Annotated in this window: 17 protein-coding genes; 7 read left to right on the plus strand and 10 right to left on the minus strand. The window is 66.7% G+C overall.

Features of this window, described 5'->3' with window-relative positions; translation table 11 throughout:
• The first annotated feature begins 131 nt into the window (after window positions 1-131).
• Window positions 132-1253 (plus strand): phospholipase D-like domain-containing protein, encoded by a 1122-nt coding sequence (locus HOP52_RS07660; protein WP_238976794.1) that lies wholly within the window; start codon window positions 132-134, stop codon window positions 1251-1253.
• Window positions 1254-1534: 281 nt separating this feature from the next.
• Here HOP52_RS07660 and HOP52_RS07665 read toward each other — a convergent pair whose 3' ends face one another.
• Window positions 1535-2185, minus strand: coding sequence for a YecA/YgfB family protein (locus HOP52_RS07665; RefSeq protein ID WP_238976795.1), 651 nt, complete (start codon window positions 2183-2185; stop codon window positions 1535-1537).
• An 88-nt stretch (window positions 2186-2273) separates the two neighbouring features.
• Between HOP52_RS07665 and HOP52_RS07670 the strand changes: the two genes are divergently transcribed.
• From HOP52_RS07670 to HOP52_RS07680, 3 genes are all read left to right on the plus strand, one after another.
• Window positions 2274-2822 (plus strand): SprT family zinc-dependent metalloprotease, encoded by a 549-nt coding sequence (locus HOP52_RS07670; protein ID WP_238976796.1) that lies wholly within the window; start codon window positions 2274-2276, stop codon window positions 2820-2822.
• Between the two features lie 171 nt (window positions 2823-2993).
• Window positions 2994-4943: an acetate--CoA ligase gene (gene acs, locus HOP52_RS07675; RefSeq protein ID WP_238976797.1), complete on the plus strand. Its 1950-nt coding sequence runs from the start codon at window positions 2994-2996 to the stop codon at window positions 4941-4943.
• A 203-nt stretch (window positions 4944-5146) separates the two neighbouring features.
• Window positions 5147-5809, plus strand: a complete 663-nt coding sequence (locus HOP52_RS07680) for a LuxR C-terminal-related transcriptional regulator (protein ID WP_238976798.1) — start codon at window positions 5147-5149, stop codon at window positions 5807-5809.
• Between the two features lie 51 nt (window positions 5810-5860).
• Here the strand turns inward: HOP52_RS07680 and HOP52_RS07685 are convergent, their stop codons facing one another.
• From HOP52_RS07685 to HOP52_RS07700, 4 genes are all read right to left on the minus strand, one after another.
• Window positions 5861-9805, minus strand: coding sequence for a hybrid sensor histidine kinase/response regulator (locus HOP52_RS07685; RefSeq protein WP_238976799.1), 3945 nt, complete (start codon window positions 9803-9805; stop codon window positions 5861-5863).
• Between the two features lie 61 nt (window positions 9806-9866).
• Entirely contained in the window at window positions 9867-10385 is a 519-nt protein-coding gene (locus tag HOP52_RS07690; protein ID WP_238976800.1) for a hypothetical protein, read from the minus strand.
• A gap of 97 nt (window positions 10386-10482) precedes the next feature.
• Window positions 10483-12279: a sodium:solute symporter family protein gene (locus tag HOP52_RS07695; protein WP_238976801.1), complete on the minus strand. Its 1797-nt coding sequence runs from the start codon at window positions 12277-12279 to the stop codon at window positions 10483-10485.
• A 6-nt stretch (window positions 12280-12285) separates the two neighbouring features.
• Window positions 12286-12546 (minus strand): DUF4212 domain-containing protein, encoded by a 261-nt coding sequence (locus tag HOP52_RS07700; RefSeq protein WP_238976802.1) that lies wholly within the window; start codon window positions 12544-12546, stop codon window positions 12286-12288.
• 650 nt (window positions 12547-13196) lie between these two features.
• Between HOP52_RS07700 and HOP52_RS07705 the strand changes: the two genes are divergently transcribed.
• The 3 genes from HOP52_RS07705 to ttcA all read left to right on the plus strand — a co-directional run bounded on the left by HOP52_RS07705 (window position 13197) and on the right by ttcA (window position 16761).
• Window positions 13197-15017 (plus strand): putative nucleotidyltransferase substrate binding domain-containing protein, encoded by a 1821-nt coding sequence (locus HOP52_RS07705; RefSeq protein WP_238976803.1) that lies wholly within the window; start codon window positions 13197-13199, stop codon window positions 15015-15017.
• Between the two features lie 83 nt (window positions 15018-15100).
• The gene (locus HOP52_RS07710; RefSeq protein WP_238976804.1) at window positions 15101-15727 is read left to right on the plus strand and encodes a 3'-5' exonuclease; all 627 of its coding nucleotides are present in this window, start codon (window positions 15101-15103) and stop codon (window positions 15725-15727) included.
• A 95-nt stretch (window positions 15728-15822) separates the two neighbouring features.
• On the plus strand, window positions 15823-16761 hold the full coding sequence (gene ttcA, locus HOP52_RS07715; protein WP_238976805.1) for a tRNA 2-thiocytidine(32) synthetase TtcA: 939 nt from the start codon (window positions 15823-15825) through the stop codon (window positions 16759-16761).
• A gap of 103 nt (window positions 16762-16864) precedes the next feature.
• Here ttcA and fnr read toward each other — a convergent pair whose 3' ends face one another.
• The 5 genes from fnr to HOP52_RS07740 all read right to left on the minus strand — a co-directional run bounded on the left by fnr (window position 16865) and on the right by HOP52_RS07740 (window position 22721).
• On the minus strand, window positions 16865-17611 hold the full coding sequence (gene fnr / locus HOP52_RS07720) for a fumarate/nitrate reduction transcriptional regulator Fnr (RefSeq protein ID WP_238976806.1): 747 nt from the start codon (window positions 17609-17611) through the stop codon (window positions 16865-16867).
• Window positions 17612-17761: 150 nt separating this feature from the next.
• Window positions 17762-19177, minus strand: coding sequence for an oxygen-independent coproporphyrinogen III oxidase (hemN, locus tag HOP52_RS07725; RefSeq protein WP_238976807.1), 1416 nt, complete (start codon window positions 19175-19177; stop codon window positions 17762-17764).
• A gap of 102 nt (window positions 19178-19279) precedes the next feature.
• Complete coding sequence (locus HOP52_RS07730; RefSeq protein WP_238976808.1) at window positions 19280-19978, minus strand: sulfite exporter TauE/SafE family protein; 699 nt, start codon at window positions 19976-19978, stop codon at window positions 19280-19282.
• Window positions 19978-20223, minus strand: a complete 246-nt coding sequence (ccoS, locus tag HOP52_RS07735) for a cbb3-type cytochrome oxidase assembly protein CcoS (protein WP_238976809.1) — start codon at window positions 20221-20223, stop codon at window positions 19978-19980. Before ccoS ends, HOP52_RS07730 begins: the two co-directional genes overlap by 1 nt.
• Window positions 20220-22721 carry a heavy metal translocating P-type ATPase gene (locus HOP52_RS07740; RefSeq protein ID WP_238976810.1) on the minus strand — a complete coding sequence of 834 codons (2502 nt, stop codon included), beginning with the start codon at window positions 22719-22721 and terminating at the stop codon, window positions 20220-20222. Before HOP52_RS07740 ends, ccoS begins: the two co-directional genes overlap by 4 nt.
• Window positions 22722-22734 lie beyond the last annotated feature (13 nt).

The following is a 22734-nucleotide window of genomic DNA, read 5'->3' on the forward strand; positions in this document are numbered from 1 at the left end:
CGTCTGCCTGTGCCGGGGGAGGGACGTCAGTATAGCGCCCTCCCGGCGGTAGGGTCAGTCGGGAGCGCTTTTCCTCGACGCGCAAACATGCGTCAATTCAGCGGTGCAACAGGGACACGGGGAGGCATGCCATGCATGGGGTATGGCGGGATGGCAATCGCTTCCAGCTGCTGGCGGAATCATCACGGTTCCTCCCGGCGATGTTCGAGGCCATCGAGGGGGCGCGGCATTCGGTGCTGGTGGAGCTCTATCTGATGGAGTCGGGACGGCTGGCGACGGCGCTGATCGATGCGCTGACGCGGGCCGTGGCGCGCGGCGTCAAGGTCGCGCTGGTGCTGGACGGCTACGGGGCCATGGGGCTCGCCGGGGAGGATCGGCGGCGCCTGGAGGCGGGCGGCGTGGCGCTGCGCCTGTTCAACCCCCTGGGCTTCCACTCCCTGGCCCGCAACCTGACCCGTGATCATCGCAAGCTGGTGGTGGTGGATGGCCGGGTCGCCTTCACCGGGGGCTTCGGTGCCGTCGACGAGTTTCTCGACGCCTGGTACGAGGTGGCGGTGCGCATCGAAGGTCCGGTGGTAGCCGACTGGGTGCGACTCTTTTCGCGGCTGTGGGACTCACCGATGACCCGCGGCGAGGGGCCAGCGGGGTTGGTGCGCGAGTTGAGCACCTCGCTTACGCATCGCGACGACTTTCGCGGCATGCGCGGCCGGGTGGTATGGGGCCAGGGCTATCGCTACCAGGCGATTCGCCACTCGCTCTACGGCCGGGTCTCCTCGGCTCAGCGGCGGATCTGGCTGTGCACGCCCTATTTCGTGCCGACCTTCAGTCTGCGCCTGCGCCTGGCCAGAGCGGCGCGGCGCGGCGTCGACGTGCGCCTGCTGCTGCCGGGCAAGGATCATGATCATCCCGGGGTGCGCTATGCGGGGCAGCGCTTCTACCGTCGCCTGCTCAAGGCCGGGGTGCGGATCTTCGAGTTCGAGCCGAGCTTCATTCACGCCAAGTTCTCGCTGGTGGACCACTGGTCGAGCGTCGGGTCGTGCAACTTCGACCACTGGAGCCTGCACTGGAACTTGGAGGCCAACCAGGAGGTGGACGATGCCCGCTTCGCCGGCGAGGTCGCTGCGCTGTTCGAGCGCAACTTCGCCGCCAGCCACGAGATCCACCGCCACGAATGGGCCCGGCGGCCGCGATTTCAGCGCTTCAAGGAGTGGTGGTTCGGCAACCTGGATGCCTGGCTGACGCGGCTTCGCTAGGGCGAGGTTCGAGGGGCGAGGTGCGAGGGGCGAGGGGCGAGGGGCGAGGGGCGAGAGGCGAGGTGCGAGAGGCGAGAGGCGAGGGGCGAGGTGCGAGGTGCGAGGGGCGAGGTTCGAGAGGCGAGGTGCGAGGTGCGAGGTGCGAGGTGCGAGGGGCGAGGTGCGAGGTGCGAGGGGCGAGGTTAGAGGGGCGAGGGGTGAGGTTTGAGGTGTGAGGTTCGGGGTTTGGGATACGGGGGCGGCAGGCAGGGAGTAACGCGCTGCCCCCTGCCCGCAGCCGCTTACCGTTTGCCCTTGCCGGGACCGCGCCCTGCTGGTTTCTTCTTGCGCGGGGTGGGCTTGGGCGTCTCCGGTGGCACCCGATAGTGTAGGTAGAGGTCCAGCACCAGCTCGGGCAGCTGAGCGGCCAGGGCCTCCAGGCGCGGGCCGTCGGCGAGGAACTCGGCCATGTCGGGCTCGTCGTCGAACAGCCCCGAGAGCGCCATAAAGGGCAGCAGCAGGGTGGCCACGGTCTCTTCGTCCTGCTCGAACCAGGCCGCCTCGTCGAGGAACACGCCCTCCATGAAGCCCGCGCACCAGTCGCCGATGGGGGTCTCCTCCGCGGGCAGGCCGTCGAGGGTCGCCTCGCAGGGCGGCTCGGGCAGCCCGCCCTGCTCCAGGGTGGCGATGGCGTTGGTGCGCAGCCGCTCCAGCAGGGCGAGGATCTCGCTGCGCTGGGCGTCATCGGCGAAGGCCGGCTCGCCGTGGAAGAGCTCGGCCACCCACACCGCCGGCTCGACCTCCCGCGGCGCCACCGCCAGGGCCACCAGGAAGCCGTGGGCCGAGATCAGGTCCAGGGCATCGGGGTCGACCCGCTCGGAGTCGAGAAAGTCGTCGAGCCGCTCGAGCTCGTCATCCTCGAGCAGGGGCTGGGGCAGGGGCGTATCGGACATTGGATCACTCGCTTGCGCTATCAGGGTGGCGGTACGGCAACGCCGGCGGGCTGGACGTCGCCGTCCCGGCCCGCCATTCTAGCATCCCATGAATCAACCGGCCCTTCCCGATCCCTGCCCAGAGCGGCTCGCCGCCCTCAACCCCGCGGCCCTGGAGCAGGCGCTGCATGCGCGGGTCGAAGCCGCCTGGCGGCTGTGCCGCGAGGTGCACCCCACGCTGCCCAGGCCGGCGGTGTGGTGCGACCTGCGCGGCAAGTGCGCCGGCCAGGCGCACTTCGGCCGTGGTGGGCTGCGCTTCAATCCGGTGCTCTTTGGGGAGAATCGCGCCGCTTTTCTGGTCGAGGTCGTCCCCCACGAGATGGCCCACTGGCTGGTCCACCATCTGAGCGACGGGCACCGGGCCAGGCCCCACGGGCGCGAGTGGAAGACGGTGATGCGCGGACTCTTCCGGCTCGAGCCGCGGGTGACCCATCGCTTCGATACCGGCCGAGCGAGCCCGGCCCCCTATCGCTACGTCTGCGCCTGTCGCGAGCACGCCTTTAGCGTTCGGCGCCATGCGCTGGTGCGCCAGGGGCGGTGTTATCGCTGCCGCCACTGTGCTCAGACCTTGGTCTATCAACCGTTGGCGGATCGCTGAAAGTCGCTACAACTAATTGATATGAAAAAGAAAATTCTTGATACCAATGTCTAAAGGGAAGGCCGTCCCAGGCGGTATATGCTGGGTGGGTATCAAGGTTCCGGCTCACCAACAATAAACAGAGCCGGTGTCATACACTGAGTAGGTGCATCTCCTGGAAGAGGCTATTCAATGACCGAACAGCAAAAAGTCCATCCGGTAAGCGACGACTTTGCCGCCAAGGCGTGGATCGATAAAGAAAAATATCAGGCGCTGTATCAGCAGTCCCTGGACGATCCGGAGGGCTTCTGGGCCGAGCAGGCCAAGCGCCTTGACTGGATCCAGGCACCGACCAAGATCAAACATACCTCCTTTGACTCCCACAACGTGGATATCCGCTGGTTCGAGGATGGCACGCTCAACGCCAGCGCCAACTGCCTCGACCGCCACCTGGCCACCCGCGGTGACCAGACGGCGATCATCTGGGAGGGGGACGACCCCAACGAATCCAAGCACGTCAGCTACCGCGAACTGCATGCCCAGACCTGCCAGCTGGCCAATGCGCTGAAGGAACTGGGCATCGGCAAGGGCGACGTGGTGACCCTCTACATGCCGATGATCCCCGAGGCCGCCGTGGCCATGCTGGCCTGCGCCCGCATCGGGGCGGTGCACTCGGTGGTGTTCGGCGGCTTCTCGCCGGATGCCGTGGCTCAGCGGGTCATCGGCGCCGACTCCAAGCTGGTGATCACCGCCGACGAGTCGGTGCGCGGTGGCAAGCAGGTGCCGCTCAAGGACAACGTCGACGCCGCCCTGACCCGGCCAGGCACCGAGGTGTGCGAGAAGGTGCTGGTGGTCAAGCGTACCGGCGGCGAGATCGAATGGAAGGACGGCCGCGACGTCTGGTACCACGAGCTGGTCGACAAGCAGTCCAGCGACTGCCAGCCCGAGGAGATGAACGCCGAAGACCCGCTGTTCATCCTCTACACCTCGGGCTCCACCGGGGCGCCCAAGGGCCTCAAGCACACCACCGGCGGCTACCTGACCTATGCCAGCCTGACCCATCAGTACGTCTTCGACTACCAGGATGGCGAGGTCTACTGGTGCACCGCCGACGTGGGCTGGGTCACCGGCCATAGCTACATCGTCTACGGCCCGCTGGCCAACGGCGCCACGACGCTGATGTTCGAGGGCGTGCCGAGCTACCCGAGCCATGGCCGCATGGGCGAGATCGTCGACAAGCACAACGTCGCCATCCTCTACACGGCCCCCACCGCGATTCGCGCCCTGATGGCCCACGGCGACAACGTCATGGACTCCAGCAAGCGCGACAGCCTGCGGGTGCTCGGCTCCGTGGGTGAGCCCATCAACCCCGAGGCCTGGGAGTGGTTCTACCGGGTGATCGGCAACTCCAAGTGCCCGATCGTCGACACCTGGTGGCAGACCGAGACCGGCGGCATCCTGATTTCGCCGCTGCCCGGCGCCATGGATCTCAAGCCCGGCTCGGCGACCCTGCCGTTCTTCGGCGTGATGCCGGCGCTGGTCGACAATGAGGGGAACCTGCTCGAGGGCGCGGCCGAGGGCAACCTGGTGATCCTGGACTCCTGGCCGGGCCAGGCGCGCTCCATCTGGGGCAACCACGAGCGCTTCATCCAGACCTACTTCTCGACCTACCAGGGCATGTACTTCACCGGCGACGGCTGTCGCCGCGACGAGGACGGCTACTACTGGATCACCGGCCGCGTCGACGACGTGCTCAACGTCTCCGGCCACCGCATGGGCACCGCCGAGATCGAGTCCTCGCTGGTTGCCCACGAATCCGTGGCCGAGGCCGCCGTGGTGGGCTTCCCCCACGACATCAAGGGCCAGGGGATCTATATCTACGTGACGCTGGCCGACGGCTACGAGCCCTCCGACGAGCTCAAGAAAGAGCTCACCCAGTGGGTGCGCAAGGATATCGGGCCGATCGCCTCGCCGGACGTCATCCAGTGGGCGCCGGGCCTGCCCAAGACCCGCTCGGGCAAGATCATGCGCCGTATCCTGCGCAAGATCGCCGCCAACGAGTGCGATGGCCTGGGCGATACCAGCACCCTGGCCGATCCCAGCGTGGTCGATGAACTCATCGAAAATCGCGCCTCGCGCTGAATGCGGTTAGCCGTTTGACCCCCTTTGCCGGCCTTCGGGCCGGCTTTTTGCGGTCTCAGGACAGGGAATCGGGATGTGCGGCCGGCAGAGCTTGGGAATCGCTTTGTCCATGGGGTAACATTCCCTGACCCTAGCTTCATCGATAGTGCCCAGCGTCGTGCAGCCGGCCAAGCCCCGCTGCTCGAGGAACCGGAGGAAAATCCATGGCTTTTGCCCAGAAATTCATCGTTGCCGATGACCATCCGCTGTTCCGCGCAGCCCTGACCCAGGCGTTGCGCCAGCTGGCGCCCCAGGCCGAGATCGTCGAGTCCGACACCATGGAGGCCACCAACGAGGTGGTGACGCGACATCCCGATGCCGACCTGATCCTGCTCGACCTGCACATGCCGGGCGCCCACGGTTTTTCCGGCCTGATCCAGCTGCGCGGCCAGACCCCGGACATTCCGGTGGCGGTGGTCTCGGGCAGCGATGAGCCCCACGTGGTGCGTCGCGCCATCGATTACGGGGCGTCCGGCTTCATTCCAAAGTCGTCGTCGCTGGCGCTGATCGCCGAAGCGGTCAGCGAGATCCTCGACGGCGAGGTGTGGCTGCCGGCGGAGCTGGCCGACGCCATGGGCGATGCCAACGAGGATGAAACCCGCTTTGCCGAGGCGATCGCTTCCCTGACCCCGCAGCAGTTCCGGGTGCTCAACATGCTCACCGAGGGGCTGCTCAACAAGCAGATCGCCTACGAGCTCAACGTCAGCGAGGCGACCATCAAGGCCCACGTCACCGCCATCCTGCGCAAGCTGGGCGTGCACTCCCGCACCCAGGCGGTGATCGCCGCCCAGAAGCTCGAGGTGGAGCCGCCCAAGGTTGAATCATAGGTTCGAGGTTCGAGGTTCGAGGTTCGAGGTTCGAGGCCCTCGCCCCTCGAATTACTGCGTCGCCCGGCTGGCCTGCAGGGTGCGCGTCAGCAGGGCGCGCAGGGCGGCGGGGCGCACCGGCTTCTGCAGCAGGTGATAGCCCGAGCGGCGGATCTCCTCGGCGACCTCCTCGGTGCGGTCGGCGGTGATCACGATGCCCGGCACCGCGCCTTCGAGGCGCTCGGCGAGGGCTTCGAGGGCCATCAGCCCGGTGACCTCGTTGTCCAGGTGATAGTCGGCGAGTATCGCGTCCGGGTCGCCGTCCAGGTGGCGCAGCACCGACTTGGCGCCGCCGATGCTGGTGGCGGTGAATACCTCGCAGCCCCAGCCCGAGAGCATCGCCTTCATGCCCTCGAGGATCAGCGTCTCATTGTCGATGCAGAGTATCCGGGTGCCGGCCAGCTTGTTGCCGGCCCGCCGGGGCGAGGCGGCCTCCTCGGCCTGCTGGGCCGGGCTGCGCGCCTCCGCCATGGGGACGCTGACCGCGAAGACGGTACCGAAGCCCTCCCAGGAGCGCACCCGGATCGGGTGGTCGAGGACCCGGCTCATGCGATCGGCGATGGAGAGGCCCAGCCCCAGTCCCTTCTCGCTCTCCTTGTGGCGTGAGGCCTGATCGAGGCGACGGAACTCCTGGAAGATCTCCGCCTGCTTGGATTCGGGAATCCCGGGGCCCGAGTCCCACACCTCGATGGAGAGCCGCTCGCCCTGGCGGCGACAGCCCAGCAGCACGCGGCCCTCCTGGGTGTAGCGAACGGCGTTGGAGAGGAAGTTCTGCACGATGCGCCTGAGCATCTGGGGGTCGCTGTCGACCCATTGGCGGGTCGGTACCACCACCAGGTCGAGGCCGCGATCCTCGGCCATCACCTCGAACTCGGCGCGCAGCGGCTGGAAGATGTCGGCCAGGGCGAAGTGGCTGCGCCGCGGGGTCAGGGCGCCGGCGTCCAGCTTGGAGATGTCGAGCAGGGTGCCCAGCAGCTCCTCGGCGGCCTGCAGGGAGTTGTCGATGTGGCCGATCGTGCGCTTCATGTCGGCGGCGTCCATCTCCTGGGCCAGCGCCGAGGTGAACAGCCGTGCGGCGTTGAGCGGCTGCAGCAGGTCGTGGCTGGCCGCGGCCAGGAAGCGCGTCTTGGAGGCGTTGGCGTTCTCGGCCAGCTGCTTGGCCTGGCGCAGCGCCTGCTCCGCCTCGGCGCGCACCCGGTTCTCCTGGCGCAGCGCGGCGTTGGCCTCGGAGAGCGCCTGGGTGCGCTCGCGCACCCGCTCCTCCAGGGTCTCGTTGGTCTCCTCGAGGGCGATCTCCGCCAGGCGGCGCTCGGTGATGTCCTGGTAGAGGGCGAAGAAGCCCAGTATCGCCCCGCTGTCGCCGAAGTGCGGGGTATAGGTGACCAGCATGTAACGAATACCGTCGCTGCCCTGCATGGAGACCTCGAAACTGACCCGCTCGCCGGCCAGCGCACGGCGGATCCAGGGCGCCCGCTCGCGGGCCATCTCGCCGGTGATCACGGTGTCCACGTGCTTGCCGATCACCTCGTTGCGGTCGATACCGAAGGCCTCCTCGTAGGCGCGATTGGTGAAGAGGTAACGGCACTCCTTGTCGAAGTAGGCGATCAACGCCGGCACGTTGTCGGTATAGATGCGGATGTTGTTCTCGGAGCGGATCAGCGCCTCTTCGATGCGCTTCTGCTGGGTGATGTCCTGGTAGGTGTAGACGAAGCCGCCGCCCGGCATGGGGTTGCCCTGCACCTCCAGCACGCTGCCGTCCTGGCGGTAGCGCACGTAGCGGTGGGGCTGGCCGTCGCGGATGTTGTCGATCAGCAGGCGCACGTGCTCTTCCGGGTCCCCGGGGCCGTATTCGCCGTTGTGGGCGTTGTAGCGGAAGATCTTGTCGATGGGCGCCCCGACCCGGATCAGGTGGTCGGGAAAGCGGAACAGCTCCAGGTAGCGCTGGTTCCATACCACCAGGCGCATATTCTGGTCGACCACGCTGATGCCCTGGTTGATGTTCTCGATGGTGGCCTGCAGCAGGGCGCGGTTGAACTCCAGCACCTGGGAGGCCTCGTCGACGATGGAGATAACGTCGGAGATGCCGATGCCGCGGCCCTGCAGCGCCGAGTTGACCACGATGCGCGCCGAGGAGGCGCCGAGTACCGAGGCCAGGAAGCGCTCGGTGAACTGGATCACGTCGATGGAGGCGCGGGCGCCATCGTCCAGGGAGGTGCCGCTGCGCCTGGCGTAGTCCTCGAAGGCGCGCTGGACCTGGCCGGCGCCCAGGAAGCGCTCGCACAGCACCTTGAGGTCGCCCACGGTGGTGGCGCCGGTCCAGGGGCGGTTGACCGAGGTCTGGCGGGTCTCCACGCTGTCGACGAACAGCGAGGCCTGGATGCGCTCCACCACCCGCTGGGAGGTGATCTGGGAGACGAAGATGTAGCAGAACAGGTTCACGCCCAGCGAGAGCATGACCCCATGGGTGAAGCCGTCGCCGAAATTGAGGCCGAACAGCGCCGTGGGCGTCAGCCAGGCCAGGCCGAGGGGGCCGCCGTCGAGCCAGCCCGCCGGCAGTACCCCGGCGGAGATCATCGCCGGCATCAGCAGGCTGTAGGCCCAGATGGCGAAGCCGGCGTTCATGCCGATGATCACCCCCAGGCGATTGCCGCGCTTCCAGTAGAGCCCGCCGAGCAGCGCCGGGGCGAACTGGGCCGCGGCGGCGAACGACAGCATGCCGATGGAGGCCAGGGAGCCGAACTCGCCGATCAGGTGGTAGAAGCCGTAGGCGAGCGCCAGGATGACGCCGATGGTGATGCGTCGGGCGCGCAGCACCAGGCGGCCGTAGTCGCGGGGCCGGGCGTCGAGCCAGTGCAGGCGGAACAGTGCCGGGATGACGATCTCGTTGGAGATCATGATCGATACGGCGACCGTGGCGACGATCACCATGCCGGTGGCCGCCGAGAAGCCGCCGATATAGGTGAGCAGGGTCAGCCACTCGTTGCCGGCGGCCATGGGCAGCGCCAGCACGAAGGTGTCGGGCTCCACCGAGCCGTCGGGGAACATCGCCAGGCCGGCGGCGGCGATGGGCAGGATGAAGAAGGCGAAGGCCACCAGATAGAGCGGGAACAGCCAGCGCGCCTTGGCCGCATCGTCGGGATGGGTGTTCTCCACCACCGCCACATGGAACTGGCGGGGCAGGCAGAAGATGGCCAGCATGGCCAGCAGGGTCTGGGCCCAGAAGCCATGGCCGAAGTTCTGGTCGGCCAGTTGGCGCTGCAGCTCGAGCTGACTATCGGCGCGGCCCAGCAGGTCGCCCAGGCCGCCGAACATGCCCCAGGTCACATAGGCACCCAGGATCAGGAAGGCCAGCAGCTTGACCAGCGACTCGAAGGCCACGGCATGGATCAGGCCCTCGTGGTGCTCGGTGGCATCGGTATGGCGGGTGCCGAAGAGGATGGCGAAGGCGGCCATCACCAGTGCCACGTAGAAGGCGGTGTCGGCGAACAGCGGCGCGTGGGTGATATCGGTGGCGTCGGTGAGCACCGCGAAGGAGGTCGAAACCGCCTTCAACTGCAGGGCGATGTAGGGCAGGGTGCCGATCAGTGCCACCAGGCTGGCGAAGGCCGCCAGCGACTGGGCCTTGCCGTAGCGCGAGGCGATGAAGTCGGCGATGGAGGTGATGTTCTGGCGCTTGGCGACGCGAATCATCTTGGCCAGCACCGGCCAGAACAGCAGGAAGGTGAGGATCGGCCCCACGTAGATGCTGGCGAATGACCAGCCCGAGGTGGCCGCCTGGCCCACGGCGCCGTAGAAGCTCCAGGAGGTGCAGTAGATGGCCAGCGCCAGGATATAGATGATCGGCCGGCGGCGGCTGGCGCCGTGCTTGCGGGCGTGGCGGTCGCCGCGCCAGGCGATGGCGAACAGCACGGCGATATACAACAATGAAACGGCGACCAGTAGCCAGCCAGCGAACATGCGAGCCCCCTCTTCTGTGTGCGCCCATTCTAGCCCAGCCGGGACGGCATCACGTCAAGCGCTATGCATTGTCCTTGCACACCGCCCCATAGAGGGGATCATCCGAATCGAGCTGGCGGAGTGATTCGAAGCGCGGCTGGCGTGGCTCCCCGACCAACGGCAGCAGCTCCCGGGTGGTGCAGTTCATCAGGTAGGCCTGGTGGGTCACCTGGTCCACGTACTGCCGCTCGAAGCGGTAGAGGATGAACTCCACCAGCCGGTGTTCATCGGCCTGGCGGGGAATCAGGCTGTCCTGGTCCACCACGCTGAAGGCGGTGGTCATGGGGAAGGCGTAGGTCCATGGACGCCAGATGGCGCCACCGGCTTCACGAGAGACCACTTCGGCCGAGTCGGGAAGCTGAAGCTGCTTGTGGCTGAACCAGGTGTATTCGTAATGGATCTGGTAGCCCAGCACGCCCAGGCCGGCAGACACGGGGATGATCCAGCGGGGCAGGCGCTTGCGGCTGAGAAAGCGCAGTAGCAGGCCGATGCCCGCCGCACCCAGGCCGGCGAAGCCGGCGGCGATCAAGTGCCAAATCATAGTGCGTCATCCTGAATGAAAACGGGCTTCCCGAGGGGAAGCCCGATGAGTGTCGGCTCCGCGGCCCTGACCGTCAGGGCCGGGATGCCATTATCGCTTAGTGGTCAACCGCAGCACCAGCCCCTTTGGGAGAACGAACACTCTCCACCAGGTCCTGGATCTCCTGCGGCGGCTCTTCGGTGACGCTGGAGACAGCGAAGGCCACGGCGAAGTTGATCATCGCACCGATCGCCCCGAAGGAGAGCGGCGAGATGCCCAGTACCCAGTTATCCGGCGTATTGGGCAGCATGTTGGTGCCGCCGATGAAGAACCAGCCCAGGTAGGTGAAGATATACAGCAGGGTGGCGATCAGGCCGGCCAGCATGCCGGCAACGGCGCCCTTGCTATTCACCCGCTTGGAGAAGATTCCCATCATCAGCGCCGGGAAGATGGAGGCGCCGGCGATACCGAAGGCCAGTGCCACCACCTGTGCCGCGAACCCCGGCGGGTTGAGCCCCAGGTAGGTAGCCAGCAGGATGGCCCCCCCCATGGAGATCCGCGCCGCGAGCATCTCCCCCTTCTCGGAGATACCGGGGTTGATGGTCTTCTTGATCAGGTCGTGGCTGATGGCCGAGGAGATCGCCAGCAGCAGGCCTGCTGCGGTGGAGAGTGCCGCGGCGATACCGCCGGCCGCGATCAGGCCGATGACCCAGGGCGGCAGGTTGGCGATTTCCGGGTTGGCCAGTACCAGGATGTCGTTGTTGACCTCGAGCTCGTTACCCGCCCAGCCGCGCGCTTCGGCAGTGTCGGCGAAGTCCGGGTTGGCATCGTTGTAGAACTGGATGCGGCCGTCGTCGTTGAGGTCGTTGAAGGTGATCAGTCCGGTCTCTTCCCAGGTGCGGAACCAGTCCGGGCGCTCCTCATAGAGGATCGGCTCGGCCATCGCTTCCTCGTAGTTCTCCACCTGGCCGGCGGCCTCCGGATAGATCGTGGTCATCAGGTTGAGGCGTGCCATGGAGGCCACGGCCGGTGCGGTCAGGTAGAGCAGGGCGATGAACACCAGCGCCCAGCCGGCGGACCAGCGGGCATCCGCCACCTTGGGCACGGTGAAGAAGCGGATGATAACGTGGGGCAGGCCTGCGGTACCCACCATCAGCGACAGGGTGAAGAGCACCATGTTGAGCTTGTTGTCCACGTCTGCGGCATAGTCGCGGAAGCCCAGCTCGACCAGTACCTCACTCAGTTTTTCCAGCAGCGGCAGCCCGGACTCATTGTGGGTGCTGAACATCCCGAACATCGGGATGGGATTGCCGGTCAGTTGGAAGGCGATGAACACGGCCGGAATGGTGTAGGCGATGATCAGCACGATGTACTGGGCCACCTGGGTGTAGGTGATGCCCTTCATGCCGCCGAAGACCGCATAGAGGAAGACGATGATGGCGGCGATCCAGATGCCCCAGGTATTGCTGACCTCGAGGAAGCGCGAGAAGGCCACGCCGGCGCCGGTCATCTGGCCGATGACGTAGGTCACCGAGGCCACGATCAGGCAGACAACCGCCACGGTACGTGCCGTGGTGCTGTAGAAGCGGTCACCGATGAAGTCCGGCACCGTGAACTTGCCGAACTTGCGCAGGTAGGGCGCCAGCAGAAGCGCCAGGATGACGTAGCCACCCGTCCAGCCCATCAGGAACGACGAGTTGGCATAGCCGCCGGTGGCCAGCAGGCCGGCCATGGAGATGAACGATGCCGCCGACATCCAGTCGGCGGCGGTGGCCATGCCGTTGGTAATGGGGTGCACGCCGCCGCCGGCGACATAGAAGTCCTTGGTCGAACCGGCGCGCGCCCAGATGGCGATGCCGATATAGAGGGCAAAGGAGGCCCCCACGAATAACAAGTTGATTGCAAACTGACTCATGCCGGCTTACTCCCCGAGACCGAATTTTTCATCGAGCTTGTTCATCTTCCAGGCGTAGAAGAAGATGATGCCGATGAACGTCAGGATGGAGCCCTGCTGGGCGAACCAGAAGCCCAGGTCGGTCCCGCCGATGGGAATGCCCGCCAGCAGGGGGCGCAGCAGGATGGCGAAGCCGTAGGAGACCAGCGCCCAGACCGCCAGGCAACCGAATATCAGGCGGACGTTCGCCTTCCAGTAAGCAGCAGCATTGGATTTTTCATCTGCCATAGTGTTGCTCTCCACTTGTTGTTAAAGGTTTGGAAATTGCTCTGAAGAGTTGGGCTGACTCATCAGGGCAATCGAGCGTCTACAACCTTAATCCCCGCATGACACGATCGGCAGTGGTGCTGGAAAAGGCAGCAGAGGCTACCCATGAGTGCATGCTGCCGTAGGCGGTTATCGACGTACGATTACCCTGCATGACGCACGAATGGATAGTGGGCAATGAAGGCGGAAATTAAATCCCAGACTTTGGTATCATGAGTTAACTGTGATTGAACGCTTCCTGGATAAATGCTTTTATTTCAATAATTTACCCATTGTTATCGGAGTGGTTCTCGGCGCCATGCGGGAGCGTATAGGACGATGGTATAGCCTGGGAGACAGGGGGTGGAGATGACCTTGTCGGGCGCTCTTGTACCTTGGTCTATGGGGCGTGCTTATTGGACGTTGGTCTAGGTTTTTTGGCCTTGAACGATTGTCTATGTATCGTCATAAAAGTGGATGTTGCTATTCTGGCTTGAATGTCATCTTCATGGTGGTTCATGGATCTCATCAGGGACGAAGTGGCATCCCACGGATAGGCTCTGCTACCGGGCTGACCACCCTCGACGGCAAAGACGCCTAAAGAGGGGTAGCCGCAACACGAGGACAGCACCATGGTCGAGGTCGATCTCTCACAGCCCCCCTTTACCTTCCTGGACGATGAAGGGCGTGAGCGCATTCGCAGCGGAGTGGACCTGGCATACTTCGACCGCGACGAGATCATTCTCGAGATGGGCCAGCCCGGCGAGTTCGTGTTCATCATCCACAAGGGGGAAGTCGCCGAGCTGGATACCACCTTGCCCGGGGCGCGCGAGCGCATCGGGCACTATACCCAGGGGGATCTGTTCGGGGCGATCAGCATCCTCAATGGCAAGAGCCGCTACCGTTTCCGCGCCGAGCAGGAGAGTCTCTGCTATCTGCTGCCCAAGGCCCTGTTTCTGCAGCTGTGCGACGACTACCCGGCGTTCGCCGAGTTCTTCCGTCAGACCCTCTCTCACAAGGCGCGCCTGCTGACCGAGCAGCGTGCCGAAGGGGGGGTGACCATGGCCGGTTTCATGCTGGCCAAGGTCAGCGAGTGCATGCGTAAGCCGCTGTGCGTGGCGCCCGACGCCACCATCGCCGAGGCGGTGAATACCCTCAACGAGGGGCATGCCGACAGCCTGCTGGTGGACGGCGAGCAGGGGGTTGGCATGATCACCAAGACCGACCTGCTCAATGCCCTGGTCCTCGAGGAGCGCGACAAGCACAGCCCGGTGGTCGACATCGCCCACTTCGAGCTGATCACGGTGGGTGCCGATCAGTACCTGTTCGAGGCGCTGGTGGTCATGACCCGCTTCAAGGTCGAGCGGGTGGTGGTCATGGAGGGGGACAAACCGAGCGGGGTGGTGGAGCTGACCGATGTGCTCAGCTTCTTCTCCAGCCGCAGCTATGTGGTCAGCCTCCAGGTGGAGCAGGCCGACACCCTGGAGGCGCTGATGCGCGCCAGCCATCGGACTCCCGAACTGGTCAAGGCGCTGATGGCCCAGGGCGTCAAGCTGCGCTTCGCCATGGGACTGCTGGCCGCGCTCAACGGTCGGATCATGGCCAAGGCCTGGGGCTTTCTGATCGATGAACGCTATCACCGGGACGCCTGCCTGATGGTGATGGGTAGCGAGGGGCGTGGGGAGCAGATCCTCAAGACCGACCAGGACAACGGCCTGATCCTGACCGACGATCTGGAGTGGCCCGATCTCGATGAGCGCATGCAGGCGCTGACCCGCACCCTCATCGATCTGGGCTATCCGCCCTGTCCCGGCAATATCATGGTGTCCAACCCGGAGTGGGTAGGCACCGAATCCCAGTGGCGGGAGCGTATCGCCCGCTGGGTGCAGGCGCGCGACGGCGACAGCCTGATGAAGCTCGCCATCATGCTCGACTCCCACGCGGTGGCGGGGAACCCGGCGCTGCTGGACCGGCTGCGTGAGGGACTCTTCGAGCAGTGTTCCCGCGACGAGCTCCTGCTCTCCTATTTCGCTCGGGCCGCCCTGCGCTTCTCTACGCCGCTAACCCTGTTTGGTTCGCTGAAGAAGCCCCAGCACGGCATCGACATCAAGAAGGGGGGCATTTTCCCCATCGTCCACGGCGTGCGGACCATGGCCCTGGAGCGCCGTATCAAGCCCACCTCGACGCTAGAGCGACTGGAGGCCCTGGCCGAGGACGGGCGCCTGGATGAGCGTACCGCCGAGAACCTGGGAGAGGCGCTGTCGCTGTTCACCGAGCTGCGCCTCAAGCAGCAGCTCGAACGGCTCGATCGGGACGATGACGGCACCAGTCCCGACCGCGTAGTGGTGCAGCAGCTGTCGTCGCTGGAGCGCGACCTGCTGCGAGAAGCCCTGCATATCGTCAAGGACTTCAAGCAGCACCTTTCCCAGCGCTACCACCTGGAATACAGCTGAGCCGGGGCATTCAGGCCCGCGGAGGCGAGGGGTGTCGCTCAACAACGGTTTTCGATCCACAACAACAATCAAGGAGGTGTTGCATGCTGCGCGCACTGCGACGAGCCAGTGACCGGCGCCGTCATGCCGAAGGCGAGTACGGCTGGCTGTTCAATCCCTACACCGGCGATGAGCTGGTGGCCATCGACTGCGAGACCACCGGGGTCGACCCGCGCTCCGCCGAGCCGGTCTCCATCGCCGCGGTGAAGGTGCGCGGCGAGCGGGTGCTGACCAGCGAGTCGCTGGACCTGCGGCTGCAGCGCCCCTCGACGCTGTCCGGCGAGTCGATCCGCATCCACGGGCTGCGCGGCATCGACCTGGACGACGGCGAGTGTCTCGACCAGGCGCTCGCCCGGCTGCTCGATTTCATCGGCAATCGCCCGCTGCTCGGCTGGCGGCTGGATTTCGACCTGGCGATCATCAACCGCCAGCTACGCCCGCGCTTCGGCTTCGATCTGCCCAACAGCGGCATCGACGTGGCCCAGCTCTACCATCGCCAGCTGCGTCGCAGCCACCTGGAGGCGGCTTCGGCGCCGCGCTTCGAAGCCGCCGCCAAGGCGCTCGGCGTGCCGGTGATGGGGCGCAATACCGCCCTAGGGGACGCCGTGACCACGGCGCTGATGTACCTGCGCCTGGAGCGCGGCACCCTGCCGACGCGTCGCGAGGCCTGAGACGAGACGCGGTAGGGGTATGCCGTCGCCAGGCAGCGGCGGCGATGGTAGGATGGCGGCCGTTATCCACCACCCGCCCTGGCAGCGCCCCGACCATGCAAGACGCCGTGACCTTCGACCCGCTCGCTTCCGCCTCCCCCCGCGATGCGTCCTCCGAGGCGCCCTTCGAGCGTTCGCCGTCCCCACTGGACGCCCTGGACGCCAAGGGCCGGCGGGAGTTCAACAAGCTGCAGAAGCGCCTGCGCCGTCAGGTGGGCAACGCCATCATCGACTACGGCATGATCCATGAGGGTGACCGGGTCATGGTCTGCCTGTCGGGGGGCAAGGACAGCTATACGCTGCTGGAGATCCTGCGTAACCTGCAGCGCAATGCCCCGGTGAACTTCTCGCTGGTGGCGGTCAACCTCGACCAGAAACAGCCCGGGTTTCCCGAGCAGGTGCTGCCCGAGTATCTCGAGTCGATCGGCGTCGACTACCATATCCTCGAGCGCGACACCTATTCGGTGGTCAAGGAGAAGACCCCGGAGGGCAAGACCACCTGTGCGCTCTGCTCGCGGCTGAGGCGCGGCTCCCTCTACGGCTTCGCCGAGGAGATCGGTGCCACCAAGGTGGCCTTGGGCCATCACCGTGAGGATATCCTCGAGACGCTGTTTCTCAATCTGTTCTTCGGCGGCAGCCTCAAGGCCATGCCCCCCAAGCTGCTCTCCGATGACGGCAAGAATATCCTGATCCGCCCGCTGGCCTACTGCCGCGAGGCGGACATCGCCGAGTTCGCCCGGCTGATGGATTTCCCGATCATTCCTTGCAACCTGTGCGGCTCCCAGCCCAACCTGCAGCGCCAGGTGGTCAAGGAGATGCTCGCCGAGTGGGAGGCCAAGCATCCGGGGCGGCTGGAGACGATGTTCAAGGCGGTGACCAATGTGGCGCCCTCCCAGCTGGCCGACCGGAAGCTGTTCGACTTCGCCGGGCTGGAGGCGGAGCAGGCCCGGCGCCAGGCGCGGCGCATCGATGCCCTGGAGGTCAAAGGCGGCTGAGATGTCGCTCGGCAGCTGCCAGCAAAAACCCCGGTGAGCATGCTCACCGGGGTTTTTGCTGGGGCCCAGGCCGGGCGCGGTTGAGCCCGCATTCAGCGGTGGCTCAGCTCTCTTCCTGAGCCTGCTCGAGCAGGGCCTCCAGGTTGAGGATATTGACCTCGCGCCCCGAGACTTCAACCAGACCCTGATGCTGGAAGCGGCCCAGGATGCGGCTGACGGTTTCCACCGCCAGTCCCAGGTAGTTGCCGATGTCGGCCCGCGACATGGAGAGCCGGAAGCTGTAGGGGGAGTAGCCGCGGCGCCGGAAGCGGTCCGAGAGGCTGGCGAAGAAGCTGGCCAGGCGCTGGTCGGCGGTCTTGCGTGACAGCAGCCGCATCATCCGGCGGTCGTCGCGCAGCTCCTTGCTCATGCTGCGGTAGAGCTGGCCGCGCAGCTCGGGAAGCTGTTCGGAGAGCGAGTCGAGCCGGTCGAAGGGAATCTCGCACACCGTGGTGGTTTCCAGGGCGATCACGCTGCCGGGGTAGGCCTCCTCGTCGATGCCGTCCAGCCCCACCAGCTCGCTGGGCAGGTAGAAATTGGTGACCTGGTCCTCGCCGGAGCCCTCGGTCGTCACCTGCTTGAGGCTGCCGGAGCGAACCGCGAACACGCTGTTGAAGTCGCTACCCTGGCGGAACAGGGACTCGCCCTTTTTCAGGGGCGCGCGTCGCCGGATGATGGCGTCGAACTGCTCCATGTCCTCGAGCTCGAGCGCCAACGGCAGGCACAGCGAACTCAAGCTGCAGTTCTGACAGCGGGTTTCGTGCAGCAGCGAACGCCGCTTGTTGACCGCACTGGCCGCATTGACAGCCATGGCCACCTCCTCGTCGTGATCATGGCATCATTATGTAGCATTATTCCGGGCGGGAAAATGCCGGTTGCGACGATTGGACGCAAGGCAAGCGGATCGAGCGGTATTGGCCAACCCGCGAAGCCCCTGGGCCCAATGTCGTAAGTGCCGAACTTAGAGAGGATTCGTGTCGGTTGGATCCGGCTCGGAAGGCCGGTATGCATCGAAGGCCATGGCCAGGTGGCCGATGAGCAGGCGGCCCATGGGCGTCGCCTCCAGGCGGTTGCCGCGCCAGCCAACCAGGCCGTCCTGCTCCAGCACTTCCAGCCGGGACAGGGCGTCGGCCAGGTAGCGAGGCGCATCGATACCGAAGCGCTCGCCCAGGGCGTCCAGGTCCAGCGCCATGTCGCACAGCAGCCGCTCGATGGCATGGCGGCGGACATGATCGTCGAAGGTGAGGCGCAGCCCGGCCGAGACGGGCAGGCAGCTGGCATCCAGTGCCGTCTCGTAGGCCGCCAGGCGGGTATGGTTCTGGGTGTAGACATCGTCGACCCGCGAGAGGGCCGAAACCCCGAGCCCCACCAGATCGCTGTCGGCGTGGCTGGTGTAGCCCTGGAAATTGCGCTGCAGACTGCCCTGGCGCTGGGCCACCGCCAGGCTGTCATCGGGCCGGGCGAACTGGTCCATGCCGATATGCACGTAGCCGGCCTCGGTCAGCATGGTCACTGCGGTGCGCAGGATCGCCAGCTTCTCTTCCGGGCTGGGCAGCTCCTCGCGGCGGATGCGCCGCTGGGGGGCGAACCGCTTGGGCAGGTGGGCGTAGTGGTAGACCGAGAGCCTGGCCGGTGCCATGGCGATGACCTGCTCCAGGGTCGCCGCGAAGCTGTCGCGGGTCTGAAGGGGCAGGCCGACGATCAGGTCGAGGTTCAGCGAGCGAAAGCCCAGACGGTCGGCTTCATCGATCAGCGCTTCGGTAAGCGCCCGAGGCTGGACGCGGTTGACGGCCTTCAATACCCGATGATCGAGCTCCTGAACGCCGAGGCTCAGGCGGTTGAAGCCCAGTGCCTGGAGATGGCGCAGGGTAAGGACATCGGCCTCGCGAGGATCGATCTCGATGGCATAGTCGCGATCGCGGGAGTCGGAGAGGCCGAAGCGGGCGTCCAGCCGGTCGATCAGGTCGCTCATCTGGTCGAGGCTCAAGAAGGTCGGCGTGCCGCCGCCCCAGTGCAACTGCTGGACCTCCCGCGAGGTGTCCAGGCGCTGGCGGATCAGCACCATTTCCCGGTCGAGCCGCGACAGGTAGGGTTCGGCGAGCCGGGTGGCCCGGGCGGGGACCTTGTTGGAGGCGCAGTAAAAACAGATGTTGCGGCAGAACGGGATATGCACATAGACCGACAGCGGTCGGCCGCTGGCGTTGCTGCGTGCCAGCGCGGCCTGGTAGTCCACTTCGCCGAAGTCTTCCCGGAAAGCGAGAGTCGTGGGGTACGAGGTGTAGCGCGATCCACGGGTGGCGTAGCGGCGCAGCAGCGACTCGTCCCAGGCGAAGGGGTCGGCCATCGCTCGATGCACGGACATCGCGGGGACGGACATGAAGGCACTCCGGCGGCTCTATAGTTGCCTTCATGCTAGCGGGCCGGGGGGCACAGTGGATTGAGCTGCGTCAAGCGAAGTGTCGATGGCGGGCGCGATCGATCAATGGGTGGCGTGAATCGGCAGCAGTGAGCCGAGCTGCCACAGGGCGAAGCCGATGATCGAGAGGGCGGCCACTGTGCGGGTAGCCGGGTGGCGGATCAGCCCGGCGAGCTGGCGGGCCGCCAGCCCGGTGGCCAGCAGCGCCGGCAGGGTGCCGAGTCCGAAGGCGGCCATCAGCGCCGCGCCACGCAGCGGGTCGGCCATGGCCAGGCTCCAGGCCAGCATGGAGTAGACCAGTCCGCAGGGCAGCCAGCCCCAGACGGCGCCGAGCCCCACCGCCTGGGGCACCTTGACCACCGGCATCAGGCGCCGCCCCAGCGGTTCCAGGTGGCGCCACAGTCGCTTGCCCAAAGCCTCGACCCGAAGCAGCCCCTTCCACCAGTCGGCGATATAGAGCGCCATCAGGATCAGCATCACCGCGGCGAACAGCTGCAGCGCCACCCGCGTGGCCGGGGTCAGGGTCAGCAGGGTGCCGAGGCCCGCCACCAGGGCGCCGGCGACCATGTAGCTGGCGATGCGTCCCAGGTTATAGCCGAGCAGCAGGCCGGTGAGGCGGGTGGGCGAGCGCATGCTGGGCGGCACGGCAAAGGTCAGGGCGCTCATGATGCCGCCGCACATGCCGATGCAGTGGGCGCCGCCCAGCAGTCCGAAGACGAAGGCCGCCAGAAACGGCGGCAGATCGAGCCCGGTGGGGTCCATCAGCGCTCCGCGTCGTCGTTGCGGCGCGCCGCCTCGTCGGGACGCTCGGTGGCGTCCGAGGTCGCCTCGCGGCGCCGCCGGCGCTCATCGGCGGTGAGGTCGTTTTCATCCTCGTCGAAGAGGATGCGGTGGGCCGGCCCCTCGAGGTCCTCGAACTGGTCGTGCTTGACCGCCCAGAAGAAGGCCCAGACGGCGAGGCCGAGCAGGACCAGCGACAGCGGAATCAGCAGATAGAGGATGCTCATGCGTTCACCCGTTTCGGTTCAGGGGAGGGCGTGGGCTGGGGGGGTGTCGCCCCCATGACGCGGCTGCGGAAGCGGTTGAGGCGCAGGGCGTTGCCCACCACCACCAGGGAGCTGCCCGCCATGCCCATGGCGGCCAGCCAGGGCGGTACGAAGCCCATGGCGGCGATGGGCATGGCGGTGAAGTTGTAGCACACCGACCAGATCATGTTCTGACGCATCACCCGCCGGGTGGCGCGGCTGATCTCGATGGCCTCGACGATGCGCGTCAGGCGCGGGCTGAGCAGGATGGCGTCGGCGCTGGTGCGGGCCAGATCGGTGGCGCCGTTCATGGCGATGGCCACGTCGGCCCCGGCCAGCACCGGCACGTCGTTGATGCCGTCGCCGACCATGGCCACCGTCTCGCCGGCCGCCTGACACTCGCGGATCCGCGCGAGCTTGTCCTCGGGGGTGGCGCCGCCGCGCCAGTCGGTGATGCCCAGGCGCCCGGCCAGTCCCCCGGCGGCCTCCGGGGTGTCGCCGGAGAGCAGTTCTACCTTCAGGCCCAGCGCTTTCAGCGCCGCCAAGGTGTCGGCGGCGTCCTCGCGCACTCCGTCCTGCAGGGCGAACCAGGCCCGTGGCTCGCCCTCCTCGGCGAGCAGCAGCCACTGGCCTCCGCCGGGCGCCTCGAGGCTGGCCTCGGGGGCGGCGAAGGCGGGCTTGCCGAGCCGCCAGCGACGGCCGTCCAGGGTGCCCTCCAGCCCCTGGCCGGTGTGGCTGGTTACCTCGGAGGCGCGCACCGTGGCCAGGCGGAAAGGGTGGAAGGCCCGTGCGATGGGGTGTTCGGAGCGCGCCTCCAGGGCGGCGGCCAGGGTGCGGGCGCGTTCGTCATCGAGCCCGCCCAGCGGGCGGGTCTCCACCAGCGCCATCTCGCCGTGGGTCAGGGTGCCGGTCTTGTCGAAGATCACCCGGTCCACCTGAGAGAGCGACTCGATGGCGTCGGCGCGGGTCACCAGCACACCGCGGCGGCGCAGCTGGCCGTGGCCGGCGGTGAGCGCGGTGGGCGTGGCCAGCGCCAGGGCGCAGGGGCAGGTCACCACCAGCACCGAGAGCATGATCCAGGGCATCCGCGCCGGATCGATGAACCACCAGGTGATGGTGACCAGGGCGGTGACCAGCAGCAGACGCAGCACGAAGAGGTGGGCCATGCGTGCGGCCAGCTGGGCCAGGCGCGGGCGGCTGGCGAAGGCGCGGTCGGTGAGGTCGACGATGCCGGCGACCCGGGCGTCGCGCCCGGCATGGGTCACCCGCACCACCAGCGGGCTCTCGATGTTCTGGCTGCCGCCGGTGACGGTGTCGCCGAGGCGCCGGGTCACCGGCAGGTACTCGCCGGTGAGCATCGATTCGTCGAGGCTCGACTCGCCGTCCTCGATCACCCCGTCGGCCGGCACGCCGTGGCCAGGCTTGATCAGCACCCGGTCGCCGGCGGTGAGTTCGCTGGCCGGCAGAATGCGCTCCTCGCCCGCCTCGGTCAGGCGGATCGCCGAGAGCGGCAGGGCGCCGGCCATGGCGTTGCCGCTGTGGCCGCTGCGCCGCCGGGCGCGGGCCTCCACGTAGCGGCCGAACAGCAGGAAGAAGGTGAACATGGCCGCCGAATCGAAGTAGACCTCACCCTTGCCGGTGATCACCGCATAGCCGCTGGCGGCGTAGGCGAAGCCGATGGCCAGCGACACCGGCACGTCCATGCCCAGCACCCGGGTGCGCAGGTCGCGCACCGCGTTGCGAAAGAAGGGCATCGCCGAGAAGAACACCACCGGGGTGGCCAGGGCGAAGGAGAGCCAGTGGAAGAGCGCGTAGAAGTCCTCGCCGATGCCCTCGGGGCCGGCCACATAGATGGGGATGGAGAACATCATCACCTGGGCCATGCACACCGCGGCGACGATCAGGCGGCGCACGTTCATGCGCTCCTCGCGCTGCAGGCGCGCCTGGGCCTCGTCGGGCTCATAGGGCTGGGCCTGGTAGCCGATGGCGGCCATCTCGGCGAGGATCTGCGATAGCAGAAGCCGGCTGGGGTCCCAGCTCACCCGCACCCGGTGGTGGCTGAGGTTGACCGCGCTGGAGTCGACGCCCTCGATGGCGTTGAGGCGATGCTCGATCAGCCAGGCGCAGGCCGCGCAGGTGATGCCGTCCACCGCCAGGGTGGCATGCACGCGGCCGCTGTCGTCGCCCTCGGGGTGGACGAACTGGCGCTGTAGGCCCGGGTCGTCGAACACCGCCCAGGTCTCGGCGCGGGCCGCCTCACGATCGTCGGGGCGCTCGGGCAGCTCGGTGCGAAAACGGTAGTAACTCGACAGGCCGCCGTCGACGATGGCGTGGGCCACCGCCTCGCAGCCGGGACAGCACAGCGGATGACGGGTCGCGTCGAGGGTGATCGACCAGGGGGCGCCCTCGGGCACCCGGCTGCCGCAGTGGTAGCAGTCGGGAGCGCTGTCGGGACTGGCGCTGATGGCGGTGTCGGTCATGGCATCCTATGGG

The sequence above is a fragment of the Billgrantia campisalis genome (genome assembly GCF_022341425.1).
GTDB classification, from domain to species: Bacteria; Pseudomonadota; Gammaproteobacteria; order Pseudomonadales; family Halomonadaceae; genus Halomonas; species Halomonas campisalis.